Raw genomic sequence first — 24,528 nt, 5'->3', positions numbered from 1 at the left:
CCCCTTAATCCGTTTCGCTCGTTACAACGCTTTCAATCAACAAAAAGATAAGGCTGAAAGCGTTGCTAATCAAAGCCCCAATCATGAGCATGTAAGCGGTAACCAAATTATTCAAAATCTGTAAAAACACAAACGCCGGTATGAGGTGCAACACGGTAGCTAAAGAGCTGGCCAATAGCTCTGAAGCGAAACGCTTGATCACCCCAATTTTGAGCGTAACGGAAATAAGGTTTAAAGCTAACGCTACAAATAATACTACCGTATTAGGCTCATACAAAAACCCTGCAATGGTCGTTAAAGAAATAAGGCTGAACAGCACATGAATGACCCGACCCCAATCCATAGAAACTCCTTAAACTTGACCGCCCTCATACAGACGGCGCATTTTTTCTTTCTCTTGAGCTTTTTTGATTTTTCTAGCCTCATTCTCATAGTATTTACCCATATCAAAGCCTAACAATAACGCTACTTTAGGGGCGATGAAAATAGAGCTGTAAGTCCCTACAATCGTGCCTATTAGCATGGGCAATGAAAAGCCAATGATGATCTTACTCCCAAACACGCATAAAATCAACACCACAAAAAACACGGTTAAAGAAGTTAGAAGCGTGCGCGTGAGCGTGCTGGAAATGGCTTCATCAATGGCTTGAGTGGCATCTTTGGTTTTTTGAGAGAGCATTTCTTCTCTGATTCGATCAAAGATAATGATCGTATCATTAATGGAATACCCAATCAAAGTGAGCAAAGCCGCAATCACTTCCAAATTCATATCAATCTTAAAAACAATCACCGAGCTTGCCACCAAAATCACATCATGCACAAGTGCAACAACGCTCGCTAAAGCGAAACGCCATTCATAGCGGAAACTCACATAAACCATGATCGCCATTAAGGCTAAAATCAGCGACAAAATGCCCTTTTCTTTCAATTCGCTCCCCACTCTAGGCCCCACGGTGTCAAATTTACGGATTTCAAAATCGCCGCTGGGTTTTAAAATATTGGCCACGATAGCGTTCAAATCTTCATTTTCAGCCGTTTCTACAAAAGGGAATTTGATTAAAATTTCTTCTTTAGAGCCAAATTCGCTCACTTGAACGCCCTTGAAGCGAGCTTCTTTTTCAAAAAGATCGCGCACTTCTTTAATGGGGGCGTTTTGAGTGTAACGCACCTGTACCAAACTCCCCCCCGCAAAATCAATCCCTAAAGAAAACCCTTTAAAAAACAAAAGCCCTAACGCTAGAAGCACCAAGATCGCTGAAACAACCACCCCATAATTGGAATAACGCATGAAGCTTAAGATTCTAACTTGTTTGAATAATTCCATAAAACCTCCTAAGCTCTTTTATTCACGCCAAACCAAAAGTAAAGGCTTTTCGTTTGGGCTAATTTAGGTAAAAGGGCTTGATAAATCCCTTGCGTGCCTATAATAGCGGTGATGATAGAGGCTAAAATCCCAATGCCTGTGGTTAAGGCAAAGCCTTTGATCGCTCCTGTGCCATAAGCGTATAGTAACACCGAAGCGATCAAGGAAGTGATATTGGAATCAAAAATCGCCCGACTCGCATTGATATAGCCTAAATGGATCGCCTTAACAACACCCTCTCCTTCTCTTAACACTTCTCTAATGCGCTCGTTGATAATGATATTAGCATCCACGGCAATCCCCACGGTTAAAACAATCCCTGCCATTCCAGGTAAAGTCAGCGTCGCTCCAAAAATCGCCATGACCGCCACGATCAAAAAAAGATTGACCACTAACGCCATGCAAGCGATCACCCCAGCCATGGAGTAATAAAGCGCCATAAAGCCCATCACTAAAATAAAACCTCCAATGAGGGCGATAATGGAGGTTTTAATGCTGTCTTTCCCTAAACTCGGGCCTACAATCCTTTTTTCTAAAACTTGAATGGGCGCGCTCATCGCCCCACTCCTTAAAGCGATCGCTAAATCGCTCGCTTGAGCCACGCTAAAATTCCCGCTAATTTGCCCGCTCCCACCACCAATACGCTCCCTGATCACCGGGGCTGAATAAACCTTATTGTCTAAAACGATCGCCATGCGTTTGCCCACATTCGCGCCTGAAAAATCCCCAAAAATCTTAGCCCCTTGCGCATCCAGCGTGAAGCTCACCACCGGCTGGTTGTTTTGATCATACACCACTTTAGCGTCCGTAAGCATTTCGCCATCTAAAATGGGGATCGCTTTGAGTAAGATTTTACCCCCCATTTCCACATCAGACAACAACACGCTGCCTAATTTTTGAGCCTCTAAATCCGTCATTTTCATCGCATCTTTATTGTGTTCTTCATCCACTGCCATCATTTGTAAATGAGCGGATCTTGAAATCAAGTCTTTAGCGCGCCGTTCTTCTTCTAAAGTCTTAATGCCGGGCAATTGCACCGAAATTTCTTCTTTACCTTGCTGGATAACTACAGGCTCTGCCAAACCAAATTGATCCAAGCGGTTACGAATGATCCCTATCACTTGCAAGATCGTGTTTTTACGCAATTCCTCTTGCTCTAAAGGGGTGAGCTTCACGCTATAAAACCCCGCTTCCTTTTTGATTTCAAACTGACTATGACCTTGCAATTCCACTAAAAGCGCGTCTAATTTTTTCGCTTCATCTTCATCTAAAAGCTCAAAACTGATCCCCTCTAAACTGGATTTAATGTCTTTAAGCAAGATATTTTGTTTTTTAGCGTTATATTCTAAAGCGGACGCCAAGCTTAAATACTTGTTTTTTAAAGCCTCATCGGTTTGCACCCCTAAAAGCATGTTTAACCCCCCCCTTAAATCCAAACCTAAAGTGATTTTAGGGCCTTTAGTCTCTAGTAAAGAAGGCACAGAAAACCCTACCCCTAAAAGAAGCGCGCAAACAAAAACGATTAAACGAGGGTTAAAAAGTTTCATTCAGTTGTTATTTGGCGTTGTTTCAAAGTCTTAGCACCAGATAATTTTGCCGAAATTTCTTCTCTGCCTTGTTGGATAACTATAGGCTCTGCCAAACCAAATTGATCCAATTCGTCTAATTTGAACGCTACATAGTTTTTAGAAAGTTTAGCGGTGGTGTCATCATTGAGCTTCACGTTAAAAAAATTCGCTTCCGCTTTAAGCACCTCAACGATGAACCCTCCTTGAGTAACGATTTTATCGCCCTTAGTCAAGCCCTCTATCATTTCTTTATGCTTTTTTTGTTGCTGGCGTTGCGGGCGAACGATCAAAAAATAAAAAATAAGAAACAACACCAAAAAGGGTAAAAGCGTCGTTATAATTTCTTTAGTTTGTCCCATTTAATTTCCTTAAAAGATGTTTTAATCTCAAATTATAGCATTTTTCACTATTTCTTTAAAGCTACTCTTTTGTCTAGTGCGAATAAATACAAAGCCCCTATGATCCCAGAAATCAAAGATCCGAGTAAAATCGCAATTTTTGCCACTTCCATAGCGTTCTCATGCTCGCTCGTGAAAGCCAGATTAGAAATGAACATAGACATGGTAAAGCCAATCCCTGCTAAAAGCCCAGCCCCTAAAATATGCCACCAGCTGATGCCTTTAGGGCGCGCGGTGATTTTAAGCTTTTCGCTTATAAAAGTGATTAAGAAAATCCCTAAAGGCTTGCCCAAACAAAGCCCTAAAATAACCCCCAAAAGCACCTTATCCACTTCTAAATTGATGCTAGAATCAACGCTCACCCCCGCGTTTGCAAACGCAAATAAAGGCATGATGAAATACCCGCTGATGGGGGCTAAAAAATGCTCCAATCTTTCTAAAGGGCTTTGTAAAGCGCTCGCTTTTTCTTCAATAGAGTGCAAGATTTCTTGCTGCTCTTTGGTCAAAAGCGCTCCTGAACTCGTCTCTGCATATCGTTTGCCTAATTCCAAAAGCTCTACATTTTTAGAATCTTTAGGGATTTTCACCGGTATCATAAAAGCTAGAACCACCGCAGCGATCGTCGCATGGATACCGCTTTGATGCACGCAAAACCAAAGCAACACCCCTAAAAGCAAGTAAGGGATGAGCGAGCGGATATTCAGGCGGTTCAATACGGCTAAAACAAGAACCACCCCTAAAGCCCCTAAAAGCCATGCGAATTTTAAATTCGTGGTATAAAAGAGCGCGATCACCACAATAGCCCCCAAATCATCAGCCACTGCTAGAGTGATTAAAAAAACCTTTAAAGCGGTTGGCACCCTCTTGCCTAAAAGCATGATCACGCCTAAAGCGAACGCAATATCCGTCGCCATAGGGATCCCAAAACCATGCTGAGAGGGCGTGTTGGCGTTAAGAAAAAAATAAATCAATCCTGGAGCTATCATACCCCCAAGAGCCGCAATCACAGGGAAAGAAGCTTTTTTGAAACTGGATAATTCCCCAAACAACAATTCTCGCTTGATCTCTAAGCCTATCATTAAAAAAAATAACGCCATTAAAACATCATCAATCCAGTTGTGCAAACTAAAGCCGATGAAAAAATCCCCTATTTGGAACCCAAAAGGGGTGTGCCATAGCGCAAAATAACTTTCTTTCAAAAACGAATTAGCCACCACCATCGCTAAAACAGCGTTCAAAAAGAGGAAAATCCCTCCAAAAGACTCGCTTTTAATGAAGTTCTTAAGCGTCAAACTGAGCGCGTTTTCTGTTTTTTTGAGATTCATAGACAACCTTAAAATTTTTAATTTCAGACCCATAATTTTTCAAGCAGTCTTTTATGAGCGTAAATAATGCCCGCTTGTATCTTAAAATGGGGGGCTTGAGTTTTTAAAAACTCAGCGTAATGAGACACTTGAGCCTTATGGCTTTGTTGGTAATTTTGAGAGCTTTTATAATCTAAAACATACAAATTTTGCCCCTTATCCCACAACAAAACATCAATCCTAGACACAACCCCTTCAAATAAAAAAGCCGTTTCACCCCTTAAGGCATGATTTTTAAAAAGAGCTTGTATCTCTGCATCGTTTTCAAAAAGCTCTAAACTCTCTTCTAACGCTTGGTAATCCAAACCATAAAAACCATGATGGTAGTTTAAATATTCTAAAACGCTTTTTTTAGGAATATTATAAGCGTATTGGTATTCTAATCCCTTGTGCAAAGCGATACCAAAATTGATCGCTTCCTGGTCGTTATTCTTTTCATAATCGCTATCTGGCTCTTCTTCTATCTCTTGGACTTGCTCGCCATAGGCATGGGGCTTGATGAGAGCGCTTGTAATTAAAGGCTCTTTTTGAGAAGAAATAACCGGTGCGATTTCTCCCTCTTCTAAAGGCAAAAGATCCAATTTTTCGCACATTGTTTTGTTTTTGCTTTCTTTTTTGCTTTCTTTTTTGTCTTTGGCCACGACAATCAACCCTAACTCAGCCCTAGTGAATGCGACATAATACACATTAATTTCTTCGCAATCTTTGGCCGCTTCTTCTTTATTTAAAGCCCTAGCGTAATCTTTATCCACCACCTCACGATTTTTCGTTCTGTAATAAAGGCGAAGAAGCTCTGCGCCGTCATATTCTTCAAGGAATTGATTGGAGTGATTTGAATTAGGCTTGCCCAAGCGTTCGCACACGATCACATAAGGGAATTGCATGCCTTTAGATTTATGAATGGTCATGATCTGCGCGCCTTTTAAATTGAAAGAAGCGATCGATTTAGCCTCTAATTTTTCTAAAAATCCATCGGCGTCTTCGCACCCAACCGCCAATTCCAAACAGCTTTGCGCAGGCTCTCCATAAAGCTCAAATTGCTCCATCACCTTCCACACAAAGCCTGCCACGCTCTCTTTTTTAGGGTTAAAACCAGCTAAAGCGATCGCATCATCATGCAAGTATCCAGCGAGTTTTAAAACGCTGTGCTTATAAAAGGGCTTGTAAGGTTCTTCCGCTAGAGCGTATTCTAAAGCGTTCTTAATGATTTTAGACTCTACAAATTGAGACAATTTTGCGCTAGATTCCGTGCTTGGGCAAATTTCGCTCAAATACTCTTGCAAATAATTTTTGATTTCTAAAGCGTCGTCATTAGTGGCGCATAAAATGGTAATGTTTTTAGGATCAATACGATGTTCTAAAAGATTTTTAGCTTCTTGTAAGACCTGGTCTAATAACAATTCTCTTTCATCAGCCACTAAAGAGACCTTAACATAGCCGTCTGTAGCATGTTTATTTTGAGAAGTTTTAGGGTATTTTTGTTCCAAATAAGCGGTGGGGGAATCTTGATAAGCCTTTTTAAAAATGGTGTTCACATAATTAATGATCAAAGGCGCACTGCGGTGGTTGAATTGTAAATTATCGTGGTAAAAATCCTTAGAAACGCTTTCAAACAAGGAACTAAAACTCCCCCTAAAGGCATAAATGCTCTGCTTGACATCGCCCACAAAAAACACGCTCCTGTGCCATTTAGCTTGCCCTATCCCGGCTTTAATCTCATCAATAAAAGGGGCTAAAATCTTATAATCGTTCAAGCTCGTGTCTTGAAATTCATCAATCAAAATGTGTGCGATCTTGCTGTCCAACCTGAAATAAAAAAACTCCGCCGGCATTTCTTCATAACCATTCAATAAAACATGGACCTTATCTTTAATCGCGTCAAAATCTAAGGCTTGGATTTTAGAAGTGGCGTTATCATAAAGCTGGATGAATTTAGGGAATTTTTTAAATATTGCGGTTTCTTTGGCTTCATAATAGCGTTTTAAATCGTTTTCAATCTCTTCGCACTCTCTCTCTAAGGTAGGGATTTCATTTTTGAGTTTTTTAAAATAGAGATATTCGCTCTTTTTTTCAAGCCAGGTTAAAGAGCTGTTTAAAAATCCCCTAAAACTATCGCATTTAATGGCTTCTTTAGCCCTATCTGACACTGTTTCTATGCTTTGAATTTGTTTGTTTAAGCTCCTTAGTTTTTCTAAAAAACCCTCTTCATCAAATACAGGCTCTTTCTTATTAGGATCAAATAAATAGAGCTTGTTTTTTAAAAAACGCAACCGCTCTAAAATAGAATCGCTCGTGTAACTATCATAACTTAAGCATTGAGCGATAAAAACGCTCAATTCCTCAAGCTGTTCGTTATTTAAAGCGCTCAAAAAACCCTCATTAAGTTGTCGTTGGTGTGCTTCTGTGTCTTCATTGACTTCAAAATTCGCGCTCAACCCCACAAACCAGCAAAATTTCCTTAAAATGCTTTGGAAAAACGCGTCAATGGTGCTGATTCTGATTTCAGCGTTTAAAAAGCGTTGGTAGATTTTTTGAGCGCTATTTCGCACCAAGCTAGGGTCTAAATGGTATTTTTCTTCTAATTCTTTTAGGATATTTTGGGATTTTTCTTTTTCGCTCTCAAGGTTTTCTTGTTGCAAAATTTTTAAATAGTCTAAAATGCGCTCTTTCATTTCGGCGGTGGCTTTTTTAGTGAAAGTGAGCGTTAAAATCTCGCTAGGATTAGCCCCCTTAAACAATAGGGCCAAAAACCGCACGCTCAAAGCGAAAGTCTTCCCGCTCCCTGCTGAAGCCTTTAAAGCCATGCATTGTCTTTTTGTATCCATTAGAGCTACCCCAAATTTCTATTTTGTCTTTATTATAGCCTAAAAGCCTTTTTTACTTAAGCTAAAAAACCTTAATCTTTTGCTATAATCATAGGGTTTTGTCGTTTTTTCTATCATTTTAATAGGAACAAAGGCAAAGACAGCGTCAAATTCACACATGCTAATCCTTGTATTTAGGTGTTCTTAAGAAATTTAAGAATCAAATGAGCATGGAGGAAGAGAACCAAAATAACTTTAAGGAGAATTCTCATGGTAACCATGAAAGATTTATTAGAATGCGGTGTGCATTTTGGACACCAAACAAGGCGTTGGAACCCTAAAACCAAAAAATTCATTTTTGGCGTTAGGAAAAATATCCATATTATTGATTTGCAAAAAACCTTGCGCTATTTTAGATACACCTATAATATCGTGCGCGATGCGAGCGCTCAAGGCAAGAGCATCATGTTTGTAGGCACTAAAAAACAAGCCAATGAGACTTTGAAAGAATTTGCTGAAAGCATTCAAGTCCCTTATGTCAATTACCGCTGGCTTGGTGGCATGCTGACTAATTTTAGCACCATTAGAAAATCGGTTAGGAAATTAGAAATCATTGAAGAAATGGAAAATAGCGGTCAAATTGATCTATTGACTAAAAAAGAAAAGCTCATGATTTTAAGGAAAAAAGAAAAGCTGGACAAGTATCTTGGCGGGGTGCGCCACATGAAAAAAATCCCTGATATGATTTTTGTGATTGATGTGGCTAAAGAAAAAATCGCTGTCGCTGAAGCAAGGAAACTCCATATCCCTATCGTGGCCCCCTTAGACACTAACTGCGACCCTGATTTAGTGGATTACCCCATTCCTGGAAATGACGATGCGATCCGTTCTATTAGATTGTTCTGTAAAGAAATGAGCGAAGCGATTTTAGAGGGGCGAGAACTCATGCAAGAAGAAATCGTCCATGCGGATGAGAATAGCGAAGAGATAGAGTTCGTGAGCAATGAAGAAAAAGAAGAAATGCTCGCTGAAATCCAAAAAGAAATCACTCAAGGAGCCGAATAATGTCAGGAATTAGCGCTCAATTAGTCAAAAAATTAAGGGATTTAACCGATGCGGGCATGATGGATTGCAAAAAAGCCCTTGTAGAAGTGGCTGGGGATTTGCAAAAGGCCATTGATTTCTTGCGCGAAAAAGGCTTGAGTAAAGCCGCTAAAAAGGCCGATAGGATCGCTGCTGAGGGCGTAGTCGCTTTAGAAGTTGCGCCTGATTTTAAAAGCGCAATGATGGTGGAAATCAATAGCGAAACGGATTTTGTGGCTAAAAATGAGGGCTTTAAGGAATTGGTTAAAAAAACTTTAGAAACGATCAAAGCCCATAACATTCATACCCCAGAAGAACTGCTTAAAAGCCCGTTAGACAACAAGCCTTTTGAAGAATATTTGCACTCTCAAATCGCTGTGATTGGTGAAAACATTTTAGTGAGGAAAATCGCTCATTTAAAAGCCCCTAGCTCTCATATCATCAATGGTTATGCGCATTCTAACGCCAGAGTGGGCGTGCTAATCACCATGAAATACAATAACGAGAAAAACGCTCCAAAAGTGGTTGAATTAGCCCGAAACATCGCTATGCATGCCGCAGCGATGAAACCTCAAGTGCTAGATTGCAAAGACTTTAGCCTTGATTTTGTCAAAAAAGAAACTTTAGCCTTGATCGCTGAAATTGAAAAAGACAATGAAGAGGCTAAACGCTTGGGCAAACCTTTGAAAAATATCCCCACTTTTGGGAGCCGCATTGAATTGAGCGATGAAGTTTTAGCACACCAAAAAAAAGCTTTTGAAGACGAATTAAAAGCACAAGGCAAGCCTGAAAAAATCTGGGATAAAATCGTTCCTGGAAAAATGGAAAGATTTATCGCTGATAACACCCTTATTGATCAACGCCTGACCCTTTTAGGGCAATTCTATGTCATGGACGATAAAAAAACTATCGCTCAAGTCATCGCTGATTGTTCCAAAGAGTGGGATGATGATTTAAAAATCACTGAGTATGCGCGTTTTGAATTGGGCGAAGGCATTGAGAAAAAGGCAGAAAATTTCGCTGAAGAAGTGGCTTTGCAAATGAAGTGAGATTTTAGCAAACAACCTTTAAAGGTTGTTTCTTCTAACCTTTCAACTTTCTTTATTTAATCTCGTTTTTAAGACTGATCATCAATTTCTTTATATTAAAAATAAACTTGTATTTTACAAGAAATAGATAAATGGGAAATAAATATGCTAATGAGTGAGCGTTTTCAAAAATTCTAAGACATTCTGTTCTCTTAAAATGTGGTTAGGCGAAAAGAAGCTTTCAATCTGGTGGTGGTTAGAAAATTCCTTTTTATGCTCATAAGCTTTTCTGATGTAGGGGGCAAACCCAAAAGGGTTTTCTAAATCCTTTAAGGCGTTTTTCAAACTCTCTTCATCTTTATCTAAAGTATCAAAATACTTGAGCAGGACCTCTCTGGTTTCATAACTCAAAATATCTGAGCCTTTAAAAAAAGTGATGTCTGCATTAGCGACTCCATACACATAAATCGCATTGGGTTTAGGTAGGTTTGAATTCCACATGGGGCGAGAAGTTTGAAGGTTTTTTTCACCCTTATCGTTTTTAGAAAACTTGATTTCAATCCCTACCACATAATCAAAAATAAAAACCAAAAAATCAGGGTAATTTTGTGAGCCAAAAGGCTGGTACAAAAAATGGCTTGTAAGGTTTGAAAAAGGGTTTTTAAGAGTGTCTGGGTGGTTTTTTTCTAAAACTTGCTTTTTGAGTTGGTTAAAAGCGGTTTTGATTTCTTTATTAGGCTTTTCTTCAATATGGCTTAATTTTTCTGTTAAATCGCCATTGATTTCGCTAAAGTGTTTTTTTAATTCATTCCTAAATTGGTTTTCAAACTGCTCCCCTGTGCTAGAACTTGCAAAAAACTTTCTTTTATTGGTAATTTCTTGGAACACTTTTTCAAGCATGCATTTCCTTTAATTTGCAATATTCTTCCACAAAATCATAAGTAGAAAACCCTAAAACTTGCGTGTTTTTATGAGCGAGTTTGTTAAAATCAATTTTATGGATAATCCTTAAAGCTTCTTTAGAATGGGCTTTGATGAAAAAATATTGTCGGTTTTTAATCAGTAAATTTGCATTGGTGATCTTTTCGTTGTAATCATAAAAGCCTTGTCTCACCACCGCAAAATCCCATTGGTATTTTTCTTTGTTGAAATATTTAAGGGTGTGTGGCGTGTTGTTATGAATATAAGTAATAAAGTCATTATGGCGGATTTTAGGGGGTGCAATGATGCGTTCGTCTTTAAGATTTAGGGCGATATTTTTATGCATATAGATTTGAAAAACGCATTTCACGTCATAGGGCCGTTCATTAAAAATAAAAGCGTTTTTCTCCAAATCAGCGTTTAAAACCAATTTTGCACGCTTATCAATGTGTTTTTGAATGGAATAGCGTTTGAATAAATTGGGCAAAATAAACGCTACGATAGGCGCTTCGTTTAAAGATTTGTTTAAAAAATCTAGAGCCAATTTCCCTCTATGCCCAAAAGGAGGGTTGCCAACAATGACACGCTTTTTATCAAACTCAATCAATTCCAACAGATAATCTTTTTTTTGAATGCCTTGAGCTTTAGGGGCAATATCAAGGGCGTCCCAATCAGCAATCCCTAATTCTTTTAATGCATCAACAAAGTTCCCACTCCCTGCACTTGGCTCTAAAAAATGGAATGCGTTTAAGTCTAGCCCTAGATTTTGAGCGATGAGATCTTTTAGTAAATCCAAGCAAAATCGCGCGATTTTGGGGTGGGTGTAAAAAGCGTCTAAATTCTTTTGCAAGGTAGTATTACTAACCATTTTAATCCCATTTTAGTTGAAATCAAACCCGCCCGCTTCGCCTAAACTCATGCTCTCATAAGCCGCATCCACATAGCTGTTGCGGATCTTGCAATTCAAAACCTTTTCGCATTTCAAACAACTCGCTACTTGTTTTTCTTCTTGGCATGCTTGCAATTTCAAAAGAGCGTCATTAAAACGCTCTTCATATTCTAATTTTTTAACGCTATTTTGCATCATTCTCCCTTTAAATATTTTTCTAAAATGTGAGCTTCATGCGGGCTGGCTAAATAGCATTCGCTTTTTTCATGGTAGCTTTCCACGCTTTGTTCTAGCAAACGCTTTTTAACCCCCTTATCAAAATAAAACGCCTCCCCTTTAGCTTTTTCAACCATCAAGGCTAAAGGAAAAACTTCAAAAAGCTTTCGCAATTTCTTTTGCGGGTAGGAAAACACCCCGCCCTTTTTAACCAACACATGATGGACATCAGCCACCATAGATCCTGAGTATCGTAAGCGGTAATTTTCTGCAAAAAACCCTTCTAAAGCCTTTTTTAAGCCCAAAGAAAAATCTTTTTGATTGCCTCCGCTAGCGATGATTTTACCCTTATTTTCTAAAACGATGGTTTCTATAAAATGAAACTTGTTTTGGTAAAAGGCGTAACGATAAACTTCTTCTAAAGCCACCACTAACTCTATTTTATGCCCAAAAACCACATAAAGGCTTGCAACTAAATTTTGCGCCTTATAATCCTTTTCATAAACCCCTATAATCGTGCCTACTAAGAAATTCGCCTCCATCACTGAACTCCCGTCTAGTGGGTCATAAGCGATCAAATAAGAGCCGTTTTCTTTAGTAACAGGCGTTTCTTTTTCTTCGCTAAAAACGCTTTTGATGTTTTCTAAACTCAAAAAATTTTCTTCTAAAAACTTATCTAGGGCTAAATCCGCTTTAATAGGCGTATCCCCACTGCTGTTTTCTAATTTAGTGTAACTCCCAGCGTCTGGTTTTTCTAAAATCTCTTGGGCTTTTTTAACCCCTTTTTCTAAAAGACTGATGATTTCTATAACGATGTTTGCATGCTTGCCTTTAAAATGTTTGTAATCCATAAAAACCCTTTTATGATTTGATTAAAGATGCTAATATTTTACTTGAAAACATTGAAAATAGGGAAGTATTTTGAAAGTAGCTCCGAGCCTTTTGAGCGCTGATTTTATGCATTTAGCCAAAGAGATAGAGAGCGTGAGTAACGCTGATTTTTTGCATGTGGATGTGATGGATGGGCATTATGTGCCTAATTTAACGATGGGGCCTGTGGTTTTAGAGAAGGTTACTCAAATAAGCAAAGTGCCTTTAGATGTGCATTTAATGGTAGAAAATGCGAGCTTTTTTGTGGGATTATTCGCTCCTTTAAACCCGCAAATCATTAGCATTCATGCAGAAAATGAAAAACACCCTCACAGGGTGTTGCAACTCATTAAAAATCTAGGCATCACGCCAGGCATTGTTCTAAACCCCCACACGCATGAAGAAAGCATTAAATATTTGCTAGAAAGCGTGGGGCTAGTGCTTTTAATGAGCGTGAATCCGGGCTTTGGTGGGCAGAAGTTTTTAGATCTGGTGCTAGAAAAGTGCTTGAAAGTTAAAGGATTGATCAAACGCTACAACCCTAGCTGTCTTTTAGAAGTGGATGGGGGCGTGAATGATAAAAATATCTTTGAACTCCAACAAGCGGGCGTGGATGTGGTGGTTTCAGGGAGTTATATTTTTAAATCTAAAGATCGTAAGCTGGCTATTGAAGGCTTACAGAATGTCAGACAGTCTCTTGCATAAAGACATTCAAGCCCTAATCGCTCGCTTAAAGCACCAGGATTTAAGCTTAAGCATGCTAGAAAAATCGCTCTCTCGCCTTATTTATGATGAAATCAATTTGGAATATTTAAAAGCGTGTGGGCTTAATTTCGTAGAAACGAGCGAAAATTTAATCACGCTCAAAAACCTTAAAACCCCCCTTAAAGATGAGGTTTTTTCCTTTATTGATTTAGAGACCACCGGCTCTTGCCCCCTAAAACATGAGATTTTAGAAATCGGGGCCGTGCAAGTGAAGGGGGGGGAAATCATCAATCGTTTTGAAACCCTTGTGAAAGTCAAAAGCGTGCCTGATTATATCGATGAGCTTACAGGCATCACTTATGAAGACACCCTAAACGCCCCAAGCGCGCATGAAGCTTTGCAAGAACTGCGGCTTTTTTTAGGCAATAGCGTGTTTGTGGCCCACAACGCTAATTTTGATTACAACTTTTTAGGGCGTTATTTTGTAGAAAAATTGCATTGTCCTTTATTGAATTTAAAGCTTTGCACTCTGGATTTATCCAAACGCGCTATTTTGTCCATGCGTTATTCTTTGAGCTTTTTAAAAGAGCTTTTAGGGTTTGGCATAGAAGTCAGCCACAGAGCCTATGCGGACGCTTTAGCGAGCTATAAACTCTTTGAAATATGCCTGTTAAACTTGCCCAGCTACATCAAAACGACAATGGATTTGATTGATTTTTCCAAATGCGCTAACACCCTAATCAAAAGACCCCCAAGAGCCAGATACCAAGAGATTCCATCGCCGTTTTCTCTTTTTGAGAGGACAAAGGGCTTGTTAAATATCATAAAAGCAACCAGTTAAACGAAAGCTGTTTAATGGGGCTTGGTTAGGGCTAGGATTTTATTGTTTTTGTTCTTTGAGAATATCGCATGCTTCTTTTAATCCTAGCTTGCAACTCTTTTCAAGGTTTTCTGTCGTTTGCTTTTCATCCTTTGCTACGCCCTTACCCTCATTATAAAACGCTGCTAGAGCGTAACACCCTTTAGCATCGTTCAATTCACAAGCTTTGGCAGAATATTCAAAAGCTTTTTTAAGATCCTTTGTTACGCCTTCACCATCACGATAAAACTCTCCTACAAGCGTGCATGTCAGAGCCTCGTTTAACTCGCAAGCTTTAGAGTAATACTGAAAAGCTTTTTTAAAATTTTGTGTTACGCCCTCACCGAAAAAATAAGCCTCTCCTGTTTTAGAACACCCTTTGGCATCGTTTAATTTACAAGCTTTAGCAGTAGCAGTGTGTTCAAGAGTTTTTTCAATGCTTTCTCTTGCATTTTCTCTCGTTATAGCTTTAGAATAAATCTCTCTTAAGATTATGCAACCATCAGCGTCGTTTAATCCGCAAGCTTTTTCAAAATATTTCTTGGCTCTAGTGGAATTTTTATCTGTGTAAATAGTTATACCTGAAAGCATAAGCTCTTTAGGGTCTTGTTCTGCCATTAACCCCCCACATGAACACAACACCCCCAAATACAAAACCTTAAAAAACGCTTTTTTGACGCTCATATCACTTTGTAACCAGTATTGACGCTCAAAACTTTAATGTTTAAAAGGTAGGGTTTTAGCCGCTTTGTTTTTATCGTTTTATAGCAAAAACCCATAAAAGGATAGGGGGATTATTTGCGATACCTTACCCCACAATATCCAACAAATGCTCTTCATGCCACAATTCAATTTCTTCTTCTTCCAAGCCAAACGCCTTAGCCCTTTGGCTGTTTGGATAGCGGTTTTTGGAGCCTTCTTTAGAGTCTTTATCGCTAATAGCTTGCATGTTTTCTAACGCCCTTGTTTCTTGGGCTAATTCAAGCTTGCTTTGAAAGCTTTGCGCTAAATCCAACATATCACTTCTTGCACCCTGTTGGATAGCAGAATTTAAAGGAGCGTTTTGGTTGATATAAGTTACATTGCCTAAAGCTGAAACACCCATGCTAACCTCCTTAAGTGTTTAAGTGTCCTTTAGACTAATAGTTCGGTATTTTGAGTAAATGACATTAGCTCCTTTGATGATTTTGACAAATTTTCGTTGCGTGTAGTCAATTTCGTAACTATTAAACGCATCTTTTTGCATTTTAATCAACATTTTGGCTAATTCCATAATGACCTCATCTTTGGGCACGTTCTTTTGGCAGAAAACGATCAAATGCGATCCGGGAATATTTCTTACATGCATCCACAAATCATTCGCTCTTGCGTCTTGTAAAAGCTTGATATTCTCTTTTTGGTTTTTCCCTAAACCGATTTTAAAATCCTTATAATACAGCACTTCATACCCGCTCATCGGGCGTTTGATTTTAGAATTTTTAACCGGCATAAACATTTCTAAAACGCTTTCTTCTTGCGCTCCTTTAACATAATTAATTTGATTTTCTTTGAAGGCGATTTTTTCTTTTAGATTCTCTTCTTCTAAATACAAAAATTGCGATTTTTGTTTCTTTTTTTTACTGAGAGTGAATTTTTTATTGATAAAAGCGTTTAAGGGCATGCTCTTATCAATTTCAATCGCACACTCCTTATCTTCAAAATCCTTTAAAACCACGCGGCTTTCATGCTTATGGATTAAATGCTGGTAAGTGAGCAACAATGAGGCTTGAGTTTGCAATTCTTTCGCTTCCAATTGTAAATTTTTAGGATCTTCTAAATTCTCTAATTTTTCTTTCAAGCGTTCTTTTTGGGCGTTTAATCGCTTGATGATTTGATTTTTTTTGTGTTCTAATTCTTTATGCTGGTAGGATAAAAAATCTTTTTCTAAAATGTCTAACAATCCCTTAAAACCCAAATCCTCTTCTTGATGCTCGTAAATATTAGGAGGCAATGCCCCTAAAATATCGTTTTTAACGACCCTGTCATTAAAACGAAAGGCTTCTATCACGCATTTTTCTTGATCTAAAATCATGAGATTGGCTTTTTTAGGGATCATTTCTAAACGCAAAATAAAATTTTCACTCTTATAAGCTAAATCTTTAGCGCCCTTGATTTCTAAAATCCGATCGTTATCAATGATGTTTGCTTGTAAAATTTTGGCGTTTTTAGTGAATTTATTCAAACAAAAATCTAACGCTAAAGTGTTTTTTAAAACGCTCTCTAGCGGTTTTTTAGACAAACCGATATAAGGCGCATTCAAATCCACAACAAAGGCGTGTTTTTCTTTAGAAAAAGTCTCTAATAAAAAACTAGACGCACTCAAGCGTTTGAGGGAGAAATGGGTTTGAATGTTTAAAAATTCGCTGAATTTCTTTAAAAGAAAAAATTTCATTCTTGTGCCTTTAATTTTTCCTTAGCGAAAGAAATCGCGCTCTCAATATTTTCGCTCCCCCCTATCATGCGCGCGATTTCTAAAACCCTTTCTTCGTTATTAAGGGTTTTTGCAAGGCTTTTATGGTTTTCTTTGAAAACTAAAATATGGTTTTTAGCGAGCGCTGGGATATGGACTTGGTGCGAAATGGCAAAGATTTGCGAATGGCTGCTCAAGGTTTCAAGGGCTTTAGAGACCGCCAAACTCTCTTCACCACTCAGGTTGGAATCCATTTCATCTAACACCAACACGCCTTTAAAATCCTTTAAAAACTCCATTTCTAAAAGCATGAACGCCAGTCTCAAACGGCTGTATTCTCCAGAGCTTAAGGTTTCTAATTGGGAATTTTGCAAATTCAAAACGAGTTTTTGAGCGCCTTTTTCGCTCATGGGGGCTTCTTCTAAGATCAAACTAGGGCTTTTTAGGAGCAAATCTTTCGCTTTAGCACTTAAAAGAGCGTTAAAACCGGCTAAATACTCTTTTCTAAAGCCGCTTATTTCTTCGCACAATTTCAAGCATTCGGTTTTTAGCTGCTCTATTTCTTTGTGGTAAGTTTCGCAATAATTATCAATTTCTTTTAAATTATGCAATTCGTTTTTAACATGCGCTAAGCGTTCTTTAGCATGCGCAATGCTCCCGTAATCCTTAATGATCCCGCTTAGCATGCCAAGCCTTTCTAACACTTTTTCAATATCCAAACGCTCGCACTCTTCTAATTTAGCCTGCTCTTTTTCCAACAGAGCGCTCGCTTCTAACAAAGCGCTTTTTAAAAATTCTGCGCTATGGCCCACGCTCTCTAAAGCATGCGTGATTTTATGGGTATTTTCTAGCACCTCTAACGCCAGAGCGATCTTATCGTTCAATTTTTCCTTACTAGAGAGCAATTTTTTTTGCTCTAAAAGGCGTTCGTATTCGTCTTCTTTTAAATCCAGCCTCTCTAATTTCATTTTTTCAAAATTCAAACGTTCTTCTAAATCCTTTTGGAAACGCTTTTTATCTTCTAATAACCGCCTTTCTTTTTCTAGCTTCTCTAAGCGGGTGAATTTTTCTTCAAGTGCGTCTAAAAGGGGGCTAAACGCCTTGTTTTCGTTTTTAATATAGCCATCTAATAAGGAGAGCATTAAAATATCGTTGAGTTCATTCTGGCTGAATTTATCGTTAGATAGGCGTTTGATCAAACCTTTTAATAACGCTTTGAGCGTGTTTTTAGACAGGCTTGTTTGGTTTAAAAAATAGCGCGTTTTTTCTTTTTTAATCACGCTGATGACTAAGGGTTCATGTTCATCTTCTCTAAAAATGCCGTATTCTTCAGTGTCCAAAAAAGGCGCGATCAATTCCACTTCAATGTTTGAAGCGTTGCTCTCTTTAAGCCCAAACGCCCCTAAAAGGCTCGCAATAAGAACGCTTTTTCCCACCCCACTAGCCCCACTAATCGCGCTCAAGCCGTCTTTAAACTCCAGATCCAATTTTTCAAAAACAGCGTTTTGACGCACTTTTAAGCGTGTGATTTGAGCGTTATTGAAATCTCGCATGTTTTTTACCCTTTTTTATCTTTTTTTGCTAGGGCTTTCCCCCCATAAGAGCTTTTCTTTAAGCACTTTAAAATAATCCCTTGAATTTTTTTGTAAGAGTTTGGTAGTCGTGGGGCTTTTTTGAATGTATAGGGGTTGGTTGGCTTTCAAATTATAGGTGGCTTGCCCATCAATGACCACAAGAGCGTCTTCATGAGCGCAAAAATTCAAACAAAATTCCGCTCCTAACACTAAAGGGCGTTGCGTTAAAGAAAAATCGCACAAGGGCGTTAAAATATAGCTCTGGCTTAAGGCATGCACAATAGGCCCATGAGCGCTCAAATTATAAGCGGTCGAGCCTAAGGGCGTGGCAATGATAAGCCCATCGCCTTTATAGGTGTTAAAGGGCGTATGGCCCGCGCATGCTTTGATGTCTAAAACCCCTAAAGCTTTTTTTTTAGCGATCACGATTTCATTGATCGCATAAAAAGAGGTTTTTCCAATACGGCCCTCTAAAGCCAAATGCTCTTCTAATTTGATCCTGTTGTGCTTGAGATCTTGTAAGAAATCTTTCAAACCATTCAATTCAACCGCGCTCAAAAACCCTAAATTCCCAATCCTAACCCCAAAACATGGCTTATTGTAAGAATGCGTCATTCTTAAAGCCCCTAAAATCGTGCCATCGCCCCCTAAACATAAAAACGCATCAGCTTTTTCTACCAATCGTTCATCTTGTGCTCCATCAAGGCTATCAATCATAAAGCTTCCAAACCCTTCATCTTCTAAAAGCTTTAAAACCCATTCTTTAGCTCGCTCTAGCTCTTCAAAAAGAGGGTTTTGATAATGGGTGGGCCGCACAAACACGCCGATAGTTTGATGTGAATCTTTCATGCGTATATTGTAGCTTAAAGCTTGAAACAAAATTTTAAAAAAGGGGATTTTATCCGCTTTTTTATCATCTTATGTAAAATTCATGAAAAGTTTTTATTTTTATTAATGTTTCATTTTTTAATCGTTTTTAATTGTTTTTTGGGTATTCTTTTTAGGAATGTAAACATTATGTTAAGGAATCACACATGAAAAAAATTTTTTCTCAATCTTTGTTAGCTTTGATTGTTTCTATGAACGCGCTATTAGCCATGGATGGCAATGGCGTTTTTTTAGGGGCGGGTTATTTGCAAGGACAAGCCCAAATGCATGCGGATATTAATTCTCAAAAACAAGCCACTAACGCTACGATCAAGGGCTTTGACGCGCTTTTAGGGTATCAGTTTTTCTTTGGGAAATACTTTGGCTTGCGCGCTTATGGGTTTTTTGATTACGCCCACGCTAATTCTATTAGGCTTAAAAATCCTAATTATAACAACGAAGTGGCACAATTGGCGGGTCAAATTCTTGGGAAACAAGAAATCAATCGTTTAACGAGCCTCGCCGATCCCAAAATTTTTGAGCCAAACATGCTCACTTATGGGGGGGCTATGGATGTGATGGTTAATGTCATTAATAATGGCATCATGAGTTTGGGGGCTTTTGGTGGGGTGCAATTGGCCGGCAATTCATGGCTTATGGCGACACCGAGTTTTGAGGGCATTTTAGTGGAACAAGCCCTTGTGAGCAAAAAAGCCACTTCTTTCCAATTTTTATTCAATGTGGGGGCTCGCTTAAGGATCTTAAAGCATTCCAGTATTGAAGCGGGCGTGAAATTCCCCATGCTAAAGAAAAACCCCTATATCACTGCAAAAAATTTGGATATAGGGTTTAGGCGCGTGTATTCGTGGTATGTGAATTATGTGTTCACTTTCTAGGGGTGCGTCCCTAGAGTGCTAGAACGCTCTCAATACGTTTAATCAACTCTTCTTTTCTTTTTTCTAAGCTTGTGGGCGTCCATTCTGTGTATTGTGCAACATCTATGGTCATCTTATAGCAAGTCATCACCTTAAAAGTTTGTTCCCTACCTCGCTTGTCCTTACCTAGCTTGACAGCGTTTCCCATATAGATTTCTTTTTTCTCTTTGAAATCCAAATTTGAAGCTTGAGCGTTTTTCGTGCCTCCTAAAAGCGTGAGATTGGCTAAAGAATGCGTGTATAATCCTCTTTCTTCTTCGCTAAAGTCTTTAACCCACTGGCTTGAAGGACCAGGTTGTTGAGATAAAATGTGTTCAACATGCAAATTTTTATCCATTTGAATGCGTTTAGGTTTAGGATCGTCGCTCACGAAATATTCCACTAAAATGAGAACGGGTTTGAGCCATGAATTTTTTTTGACGGATTTACCAGCGAAGTAGAATTTCGTGTATAAGTTGTTGTCTTGTAGGTTTTCTTTAAAGCGTTGCGTGATATTTTTATCATCTAAATATTTTTTTACAACAATAGAAGCGATGTATCTTACGCTTTTCTTTTCTTTCAAGGCATCAATGATATTGCAACAAGTTTGGCTGCGTGTGGATTTTGTCTGCCCTGCAACCCAATCTTGGTAGTAAAACTTGACCAACAATTCCTTTAAAGCCTCTATGTCTTGATCGCTATAGCGGTGTAACAAACTAGTGCACAAAATAACATACAAATAATCATCGTCTTTATACGAGAGCAAATGGGCATGCCGATCTTGCATTTCTAATATCTCGCAATAAGCGTTATAGAAATCTTCTACGCCCTTAAGGTATTCTAATGGGGTTTTGTTAAGCTTATTAAACCAAGTAACGAGCCTTTTTTCCATTTTTTCTCTAGAAGTTACCGGATTGAGATAGGTTAAATACCAGCTGAATAAGGTTTCTATTTTTAAATCATTATCTGAACATTTTTGGCTTAAATCATTCCAACGAGACACAAATTCTTCTCGCTCATGCTCTTTAGCGTGTTTTAACAATTCTCCCTTAAAAATATCCGTCGCATTCAAAGCCAAACCTCTAGCGTTTAAAACACTAAAAATCCTTAACGCCATACTTATATTGGGGCAAGTGGTTTTGATAAATGTGACCTTAAGATACAGCCACTTAATAAAAGCGTTAATGTTTTCAATCTCTTTCTCTTTAAGATAGTTTTTTAAACAAATCGCATTTTTTAAGTAGTTGTTCTTACCTTTGCTTGGGTCGTTGCTCTTGCTATTTTTACCCTTGCTTGCATCAAGATCGTCAAAAAAATCTAAGGCATCTTGAAAATCATCTTTAGCGTTAAGCCCTATAGTATTAAAAGTCAACCGCTTTCTTTTTTCTCCATCAGTATCGCCCAAACTCTTTTCTAAAAAATCTTTGCTAGTTTTATTGTTTAAAACTTCATTATTATAGAGAGTGGCTAAAACTTTTGCCAGCAGAATGAAAGTGCTTAAGCGTTGCTGGCCATCTACAACATCATAGGTTGTAGCGTTGGTTTCGGAATCTGTGCCAATTGCGATTAAAACTAATGAGCCGCAAAAATAACCGCTTTCTTTATAGTATTCATAGCTAGAAAGCAAATCGTCTAAAAGCTTTTTGCAGTTTTCTTCTGTCCATTGATAAGGGCGTTGGTAGATAGGGATTTGGTAATAACAATCAAATTCTGTAGCTAAAATACCTTTTAATTGACAAGCTTCGCCTTTAATGCTTTCGTTTGCCATAAAAACCCCTTGTATGATTTAGGATAGATTATAACATTAAAAAGTGTTTTTTTTTTTTTTTGAAATATTTCTACGCATTAAGACGCATGGTTTATCGCCATGCTCTTTTTAAAGCTCGCTTCAAAGCTCCTTTAAAACCTCTAAAGGCGATTTGAACGCTAGATTGAAGGTTTTAGCGATGCCTTCTTGGGTGATATAGCTGTTATAAGCGCTCAAGCCTCCAAGGGTGTTCGCCACGATCTTAGTGTTGGCTGTTAAAAAACCCTTCAAGCCATGCTCTAAATAATACAACAAATACGGCACGCTCGCATGGCTATAAGCCGTAGAACTCGTTTTAGCGACAATCCCTGGCATGTTCGGCACGCCATAATGCAACAAATCCTCTTCCACATACACCGGGTTAGAATGGCTTGTCTGGCGTATGGTCTCTATGCACCCCCCTAAATCGCAAGCCACGTCTATCACTACCCCTTGTTTTTGCATGTGTTTTAAATGCCTCCTTAAGATCACTTTAGGGGTTTGGCTCGCTGTAACTAGCACCGCTCCCACTAGCCCCACCGCCCCACTTAAAGCCTGAATGATATTGGCTTCATTCACGCTTAAAACTTCTAAATCATACAAATGGTAATAGGGGTGGTTTTGCAATTTGGCGTAGTCTAATTCTAAAATCGTTACTTTAGCCCCCATTTGGCTCAACACCTTCGCGCTCTCCATGCCAACCACACCGCCCCCAACTACGACGATTTTAGCCCTTTGCGCACCCGATAACCCCCCAAGCATGACCCCCTTACCCATAAAGCCCTTAACATGCTCTAAAGCCAGCAAATAATGCTGGATCAAATGCGCAGCCAACCTCCCAGCCACCACGCTCATAGGCGCTAAAATAGGGTAGTCGTTTTTAGGCCCAGCAATGGTTTCAGTGCAAATGGAAGTGATTTTTTTATCTATAAACATTTCGCACAAGCTTTTTTGATACGCTAAATCCAAGTAACTAAACAGCGTCGCTTTTTCTTTGAGCAAAGGGTATTCATGCTCTAAAGGCTCTTTGCATTTGACCACCAAATCCTGCCCCCACGCTGTTTTAGAATCCACGATTTTAGCCCCCACGCTCTCATACGCTTCGTTACTATAACCGCTATTAGCACCGGCATTATTTTCCACTAAAACCCCCACGCCCTTTTGAACGATTAGCGCCACATCATCAGGCACCAAAGCCACCCGTGATTCTAAATCCATGCTTTCTTTAACTAGCCCAATAGTCATGTTAATCCTTTAAATAGTAGTGTCAATTATGATTATATTCGCTCAATAAGACTATTTGAGTGTTTTTCTGTCAAAAACTTGAATGGTTTTACTCTTTTACACAATGAAGTTTGTTTGTTATTCATTTTCTTATTATTTTGCAATCGTTGGTTGGGATTTAAAATAGAATTCACTTAACGATTAAAGGATGCGTTTATGAAAGACAACACAACCTTAAGTAGGGACATTGGCTTCAACCAATTGATGATGATCGCTTTAGGGGGGACGATTGGCACCGGGCTTTTTGTAGGCACAGGGGGGAATATCGCTAGCGCAGGCCCTTTAGCCACGCTTTTAGCGTATTTGATTGGAGGGATTATTGTCTATTCTATTGTTTTATCTTTAGGAGAATTAGCGAGCGTGTATCCCACCACAGGGAGTTTTGGGGATTATGCGAGCCGTTTTATTAACCCAAGCACCGGGTATATGGTCTTTTGGATGTATTGGCTGAGCTGGGTTTTAACCGTGGCAGTGGAATACATCGCTATAGGCTTGCTTATGCAACGATGGTTCCCGACTATTCCTGTGTATGTGTGGGTCATCGCATGCATTGCGCTTTTATTTTTATTGAATTTCTTTTCGGTTAAGATTTTTGCCACAGGCGAATTTTTGCTCAGCACCATTAAGGTTTTAGCGGTCTTTGTGTTTATTGTGCTTGGGGGCATTGGCATTGTTTATTCGTTTTATTTGCATGGATTTGAAGGCGTGTTTGCTAATTTCTATTTTAATGGGGAGACTCAAGGGCTAGAAAAAGGCTTTTTCCCTAAAGGAGTGGGGGCGTTCTTTGGGGCGATTTTAGCGGTGATTTTTGCTTACACGGGCACAGAGATTATCGGCGTTGCAGCAGGAGAAACTAAAGACGCGAAAAAAGTCATGCCTAAAGCGATTAAGGCGACTTTATGGCGGATCGTGTTTTTCTTTTTAGGAGCGGTATTTGTGGTATCGGTGTTTTTGCCCATGACGGATAGCGGTTTGACGCAAAGCCCTTTTGTGAGCGCTTTAGAAAAAATCCCTTTGCCTTTTTTGGGCGTGGGTATCCCTATGGCAGCAGATATTATGAATTTTGTCATCGTCACTGCGATTTTATCCACCGCTAATTCTGGGCTATACGCTTCAGGGAGGATGATTTATGGCTTAAGCCAAAAAAAGATGTTTTTCCCTCTTTTTGCCAAACTTAACGCCTCTGGAACGCCCACTTATGCTTTGTATTTATCTTTAGGGGTTACACTTATTGGCATGCTCACCGAAGCGTTTGCACCAGAAAAAATCATGGCAAGCTTGATCAATGTGGTGAGTTTTATGGTGATTATTGTATGGATCAGCATCAGCGTAGCGCAATACCGCTTCAGGAAAGAGTATCTGGCTTTGGGGAAATCCTTAAAAGATCTGCCTTATAAAGCCCCCCTTAATCCCTTAATCCAAATCATTGGCATCAGCGGGTGCTTGGTGGGGCTTATAGGGGCGTATATGGATGCGAATGAACGCATTGGAGGGTATCTCACGCTAGTGTTTATGGGGCTTTGCTACGGGGCGTATTATTTGAGTAAGGACAAATGGGGCTATCAGCAAGAAAAAGGAATTTGAAG

The 24,528-nt window shown here is 39.0% G+C and carries 23 protein-coding genes; 6 read left to right on the top strand and 17 right to left on the bottom strand.

Features of this window, described 5'->3' with window-relative positions:
* Positions 1–4: 4 nt before the first annotated feature.
* From J5F42_RS01450 to J5F42_RS01425, 6 genes are read right to left on the bottom strand one after another with little or no spacing between them, the layout of a single operon-like run.
* Positions 5–343, bottom strand: coding sequence for a DUF6394 family protein (locus tag J5F42_RS01450; RefSeq protein ID WP_000383764.1), 339 nt, complete (start codon positions 341–343; stop codon positions 5–7).
* A gap of 9 nt (positions 344–352) precedes the next feature.
* Positions 353–1,324, bottom strand: coding sequence for a protein translocase subunit SecF (secF, locus tag J5F42_RS01445; protein ID WP_097699849.1), 972 nt, complete (start codon positions 1,322–1,324; stop codon positions 353–355).
* A gap of 8 nt (positions 1,325–1,332) precedes the next feature.
* Positions 1,333–2,910, bottom strand: coding sequence for a protein translocase subunit SecD (secD, locus tag J5F42_RS01440; protein WP_097699850.1), 1,578 nt, complete (start codon positions 2,908–2,910; stop codon positions 1,333–1,335).
* A complete protein-coding gene (gene yajC, locus J5F42_RS01435; protein WP_097699851.1) occupies positions 2,907–3,290 on the bottom strand; it encodes a preprotein translocase subunit YajC in 384 nt (127 codons plus the stop codon). The genes secD and yajC overlap by 4 nt, the downstream gene beginning before the upstream one ends.
* A 47-nt stretch (positions 3,291–3,337) precedes the next feature.
* A complete protein-coding gene (gene nhaA, locus J5F42_RS01430) occupies positions 3,338–4,654 on the bottom strand; it encodes a sodium/proton antiporter NhaA (protein ID WP_283491429.1) in 1,317 nt (438 codons plus the stop codon).
* A gap of 23 nt (positions 4,655–4,677) precedes the next feature.
* Positions 4,678–7,518 (bottom strand): RecB-like helicase, encoded by a 2,841-nt coding sequence (locus tag J5F42_RS01425; RefSeq protein ID WP_283491428.1) that lies wholly within the window; start codon positions 7,516–7,518, stop codon positions 4,678–4,680.
* A 249-nt stretch (positions 7,519–7,767) separates the two neighbouring features.
* Here J5F42_RS01425 and rpsB point away from each other — a divergent pair, with 249 nt between their 5' ends.
* Positions 7,768–8,562, top strand: coding sequence for a 30S ribosomal protein S2 (gene rpsB, locus J5F42_RS01420; RefSeq protein ID WP_000258276.1), 795 nt, complete (start codon positions 7,768–7,770; stop codon positions 8,560–8,562).
* A complete protein-coding gene (gene tsf, locus J5F42_RS01415) occupies positions 8,562–9,629 on the top strand; it encodes a translation elongation factor Ts (protein ID WP_097699854.1) in 1,068 nt (355 codons plus the stop codon). The genes rpsB and tsf overlap by 1 nt, the downstream gene beginning before the upstream one ends.
* Before the next feature lie 147 nt (positions 9,630–9,776).
* On the opposite strand, the gene J5F42_RS01410 is transcribed toward tsf, so the two are convergent.
* The 4 genes from J5F42_RS01410 to J5F42_RS01395 are packed head-to-tail and all read right to left on the bottom strand — an operon-like array spanning position 9,777 to position 12,485.
* Positions 9,777–10,508 carry a type II restriction endonuclease gene (locus J5F42_RS01410; protein ID WP_143429355.1) on the bottom strand — a complete coding sequence of 244 codons (732 nt, stop codon included), beginning with the start codon at positions 10,506–10,508 and terminating at the stop codon, positions 9,777–9,779.
* Positions 10,501–11,397 (bottom strand): SAM-dependent methyltransferase, encoded by an 897-nt coding sequence (locus tag J5F42_RS01405; protein WP_097699855.1) that lies wholly within the window; start codon positions 11,395–11,397, stop codon positions 10,501–10,503. Before J5F42_RS01405 ends, J5F42_RS01410 begins: the two co-directional genes overlap by 8 nt.
* A gap of 12 nt (positions 11,398–11,409) precedes the next feature.
* Positions 11,410–11,613 carry a hypothetical protein gene (locus J5F42_RS01400; RefSeq protein ID WP_162966170.1) on the bottom strand — a complete coding sequence of 68 codons (204 nt, stop codon included), beginning with the start codon at positions 11,611–11,613 and terminating at the stop codon, positions 11,410–11,412.
* On the bottom strand, positions 11,613–12,485 hold the full coding sequence (locus J5F42_RS01395) for a class 1 fructose-bisphosphatase (protein ID WP_078252746.1): 873 nt from the start codon (positions 12,483–12,485) through the stop codon (positions 11,613–11,615). The genes J5F42_RS01400 and J5F42_RS01395 overlap by 1 nt, the downstream gene beginning before the upstream one ends.
* Before the next feature lie 70 nt (positions 12,486–12,555).
* Here J5F42_RS01395 and rpe point away from each other — a divergent pair, with 70 nt between their 5' ends.
* The gene (gene rpe / locus J5F42_RS01390) at positions 12,556–13,209 is read left to right on the top strand and encodes a ribulose-phosphate 3-epimerase (protein ID WP_097699856.1); all 654 of its coding nucleotides are present in this window, start codon (positions 12,556–12,558) and stop codon (positions 13,207–13,209) included.
* Positions 13,187–14,050 (top strand): 3'-5' exonuclease, encoded by an 864-nt coding sequence (locus tag J5F42_RS01385; protein ID WP_283491427.1) that lies wholly within the window; start codon positions 13,187–13,189, stop codon positions 14,048–14,050. Before rpe ends, J5F42_RS01385 begins: the two co-directional genes overlap by 23 nt.
* A 39-nt stretch (positions 14,051–14,089) precedes the next feature.
* Here J5F42_RS01385 and J5F42_RS01380 read toward each other — a convergent pair whose 3' ends face one another.
* From J5F42_RS01380 to J5F42_RS01360, 5 genes are all read right to left on the bottom strand, one after another.
* Positions 14,090–14,752 (bottom strand): tetratricopeptide repeat protein, encoded by a 663-nt coding sequence (locus J5F42_RS01380; RefSeq protein ID WP_097699858.1) that lies wholly within the window; start codon positions 14,750–14,752, stop codon positions 14,090–14,092.
* A gap of 124 nt (positions 14,753–14,876) precedes the next feature.
* Complete coding sequence (locus tag J5F42_RS01375; protein WP_000539108.1) at positions 14,877–15,173, bottom strand: hypothetical protein; 297 nt, start codon at positions 15,171–15,173, stop codon at positions 14,877–14,879.
* Between the two features lie 18 nt (positions 15,174–15,191).
* Positions 15,192–16,499 (bottom strand): putative RqcH family protein, encoded by a 1,308-nt coding sequence (locus tag J5F42_RS01370; protein ID WP_097699859.1) that lies wholly within the window; start codon positions 16,497–16,499, stop codon positions 15,192–15,194.
* A complete protein-coding gene (locus tag J5F42_RS01365) occupies positions 16,496–18,070 on the bottom strand; it encodes a DNA repair protein RecN (RefSeq protein WP_097699860.1) in 1,575 nt (524 codons plus the stop codon). The genes J5F42_RS01370 and J5F42_RS01365 overlap by 4 nt, the downstream gene beginning before the upstream one ends.
* A gap of 15 nt (positions 18,071–18,085) precedes the next feature.
* Complete coding sequence (locus J5F42_RS01360) at positions 18,086–18,940, bottom strand: NAD(+)/NADH kinase (protein ID WP_283491426.1); 855 nt, start codon at positions 18,938–18,940, stop codon at positions 18,086–18,088.
* Positions 18,941–19,125: 185 nt separating this feature from the next.
* Here J5F42_RS01360 and J5F42_RS01355 point away from each other — a divergent pair, with 185 nt between their 5' ends.
* The gene (locus J5F42_RS01355; protein ID WP_283491425.1) at positions 19,126–19,854 is read left to right on the top strand and encodes an outer membrane protein; all 729 of its coding nucleotides are present in this window, start codon (positions 19,126–19,128) and stop codon (positions 19,852–19,854) included.
* A gap of 10 nt (positions 19,855–19,864) precedes the next feature.
* Here J5F42_RS01355 and J5F42_RS01350 read toward each other — a convergent pair whose 3' ends face one another.
* Positions 19,865–21,640: a DUF262 domain-containing protein gene (locus J5F42_RS01350; RefSeq protein WP_283491424.1), complete on the bottom strand. Its 1,776-nt coding sequence runs from the start codon at positions 21,638–21,640 to the stop codon at positions 19,865–19,867.
* A 120-nt stretch (positions 21,641–21,760) separates the two neighbouring features.
* Positions 21,761–22,903: an alanine dehydrogenase gene (locus tag J5F42_RS01345; protein ID WP_283491423.1), complete on the bottom strand. Its 1,143-nt coding sequence runs from the start codon at positions 22,901–22,903 to the stop codon at positions 21,761–21,763.
* Positions 22,904–23,098: 195 nt separating this feature from the next.
* Between J5F42_RS01345 and J5F42_RS01340 the strand changes: the two genes are divergently transcribed.
* A complete protein-coding gene (locus J5F42_RS01340) occupies positions 23,099–24,526 on the top strand; it encodes an amino acid permease (RefSeq protein WP_078266222.1) in 1,428 nt (475 codons plus the stop codon).
* The last annotated feature ends 2 nt before the right edge of the window (positions 24,527–24,528 follow it).

It is taken from the genome of Helicobacter pylori (genome assembly GCF_030062585.1).
GTDB lineage: Bacteria > Campylobacterota > Campylobacteria > Campylobacterales > Helicobacteraceae > Helicobacter > Helicobacter pylori_CN.
This window is presented reverse-complemented; position numbering and strand designations above follow the sequence as displayed.

Coding starts and splice junctions, on each gene's coding strand:
- J5F42_RS01410 (WP_143429355.1), bottom strand. CDS start 10,508: ATGCTTGAAAAAGTGTTCCAAGAAATTACCAATAAAAGAAAGTTTTTT.
- J5F42_RS01375 (WP_000539108.1), bottom strand. CDS start 15,173: ATGGGTGTTTCAGCTTTAGGCAATGTAACTTATATCAACCAAAACGCT.
- yajC (WP_097699851.1), bottom strand. CDS start 3,290: ATGGGACAAACTAAAGAAATTATAACGACGCTTTTACCCTTTTTGGTG.
- J5F42_RS01370 (WP_097699859.1), bottom strand. CDS start 16,499: ATGAAATTTTTTCTTTTAAAGAAATTCAGCGAATTTTTAAACATTCAA.
- tsf (WP_097699854.1), top strand. CDS start 8,562: ATGTCAGGAATTAGCGCTCAATTAGTCAAAAAATTAAGGGATTTAACC.
- secF (WP_097699849.1), bottom strand. CDS start 1,324: ATGGAATTATTCAAACAAGTTAGAATCTTAAGCTTCATGCGTTATTCC.
- nhaA (WP_283491429.1), bottom strand. CDS start 4,654: ATGAATCTCAAAAAAACAGAAAACGCGCTCAGTTTGACGCTTAAGAAC.
- J5F42_RS01350 (WP_283491424.1), bottom strand. CDS start 21,640: ATGGCAAACGAAAGCATTAAAGGCGAAGCTTGTCAATTAAAAGGTATT.
- J5F42_RS01425 (WP_283491428.1), bottom strand. CDS start 7,518: ATGGATACAAAAAGACAATGCATGGCTTTAAAGGCTTCAGCAGGGAGC.
- J5F42_RS01385 (WP_283491427.1), top strand. CDS start 13,187: ATGTCAGACAGTCTCTTGCATAAAGACATTCAAGCCCTAATCGCTCGC.
- J5F42_RS01380 (WP_097699858.1), bottom strand. CDS start 14,752: ATGAGCGTCAAAAAAGCGTTTTTTAAGGTTTTGTATTTGGGGGTGTTG.
- rpsB (WP_000258276.1), top strand. CDS start 7,768: ATGGTAACCATGAAAGATTTATTAGAATGCGGTGTGCATTTTGGACAC.
- J5F42_RS01360 (WP_283491426.1), bottom strand. CDS start 18,940: ATGAAAGATTCACATCAAACTATCGGCGTGTTTGTGCGGCCCACCCAT.
- secD (WP_097699850.1), bottom strand. CDS start 2,910: ATGAAACTTTTTAACCCTCGTTTAATCGTTTTTGTTTGCGCGCTTCTT.
- J5F42_RS01405 (WP_097699855.1), bottom strand. CDS start 11,397: ATGGTTAGTAATACTACCTTGCAAAAGAATTTAGACGCTTTTTACACC.
- J5F42_RS01340 (WP_078266222.1), top strand. CDS start 23,099: ATGAAAGACAACACAACCTTAAGTAGGGACATTGGCTTCAACCAATTG.
- J5F42_RS01400 (WP_162966170.1), bottom strand. CDS start 11,613: ATGCAAAATAGCGTTAAAAAATTAGAATATGAAGAGCGTTTTAATGAC.
- J5F42_RS01395 (WP_078252746.1), bottom strand. CDS start 12,485: ATGGATTACAAACATTTTAAAGGCAAGCATGCAAACATCGTTATAGAA.
- J5F42_RS01365 (WP_097699860.1), bottom strand. CDS start 18,070: ATGCGAGATTTCAATAACGCTCAAATCACACGCTTAAAAGTGCGTCAA.
- J5F42_RS01450 (WP_000383764.1), bottom strand. CDS start 343: ATGGATTGGGGTCGGGTCATTCATGTGCTGTTCAGCCTTATTTCTTTA.
- J5F42_RS01345 (WP_283491423.1), bottom strand. CDS start 22,903: ATGACTATTGGGCTAGTTAAAGAAAGCATGGATTTAGAATCACGGGTG.
- J5F42_RS01355 (WP_283491425.1), top strand. CDS start 19,126: ATGAAAAAAATTTTTTCTCAATCTTTGTTAGCTTTGATTGTTTCTATG.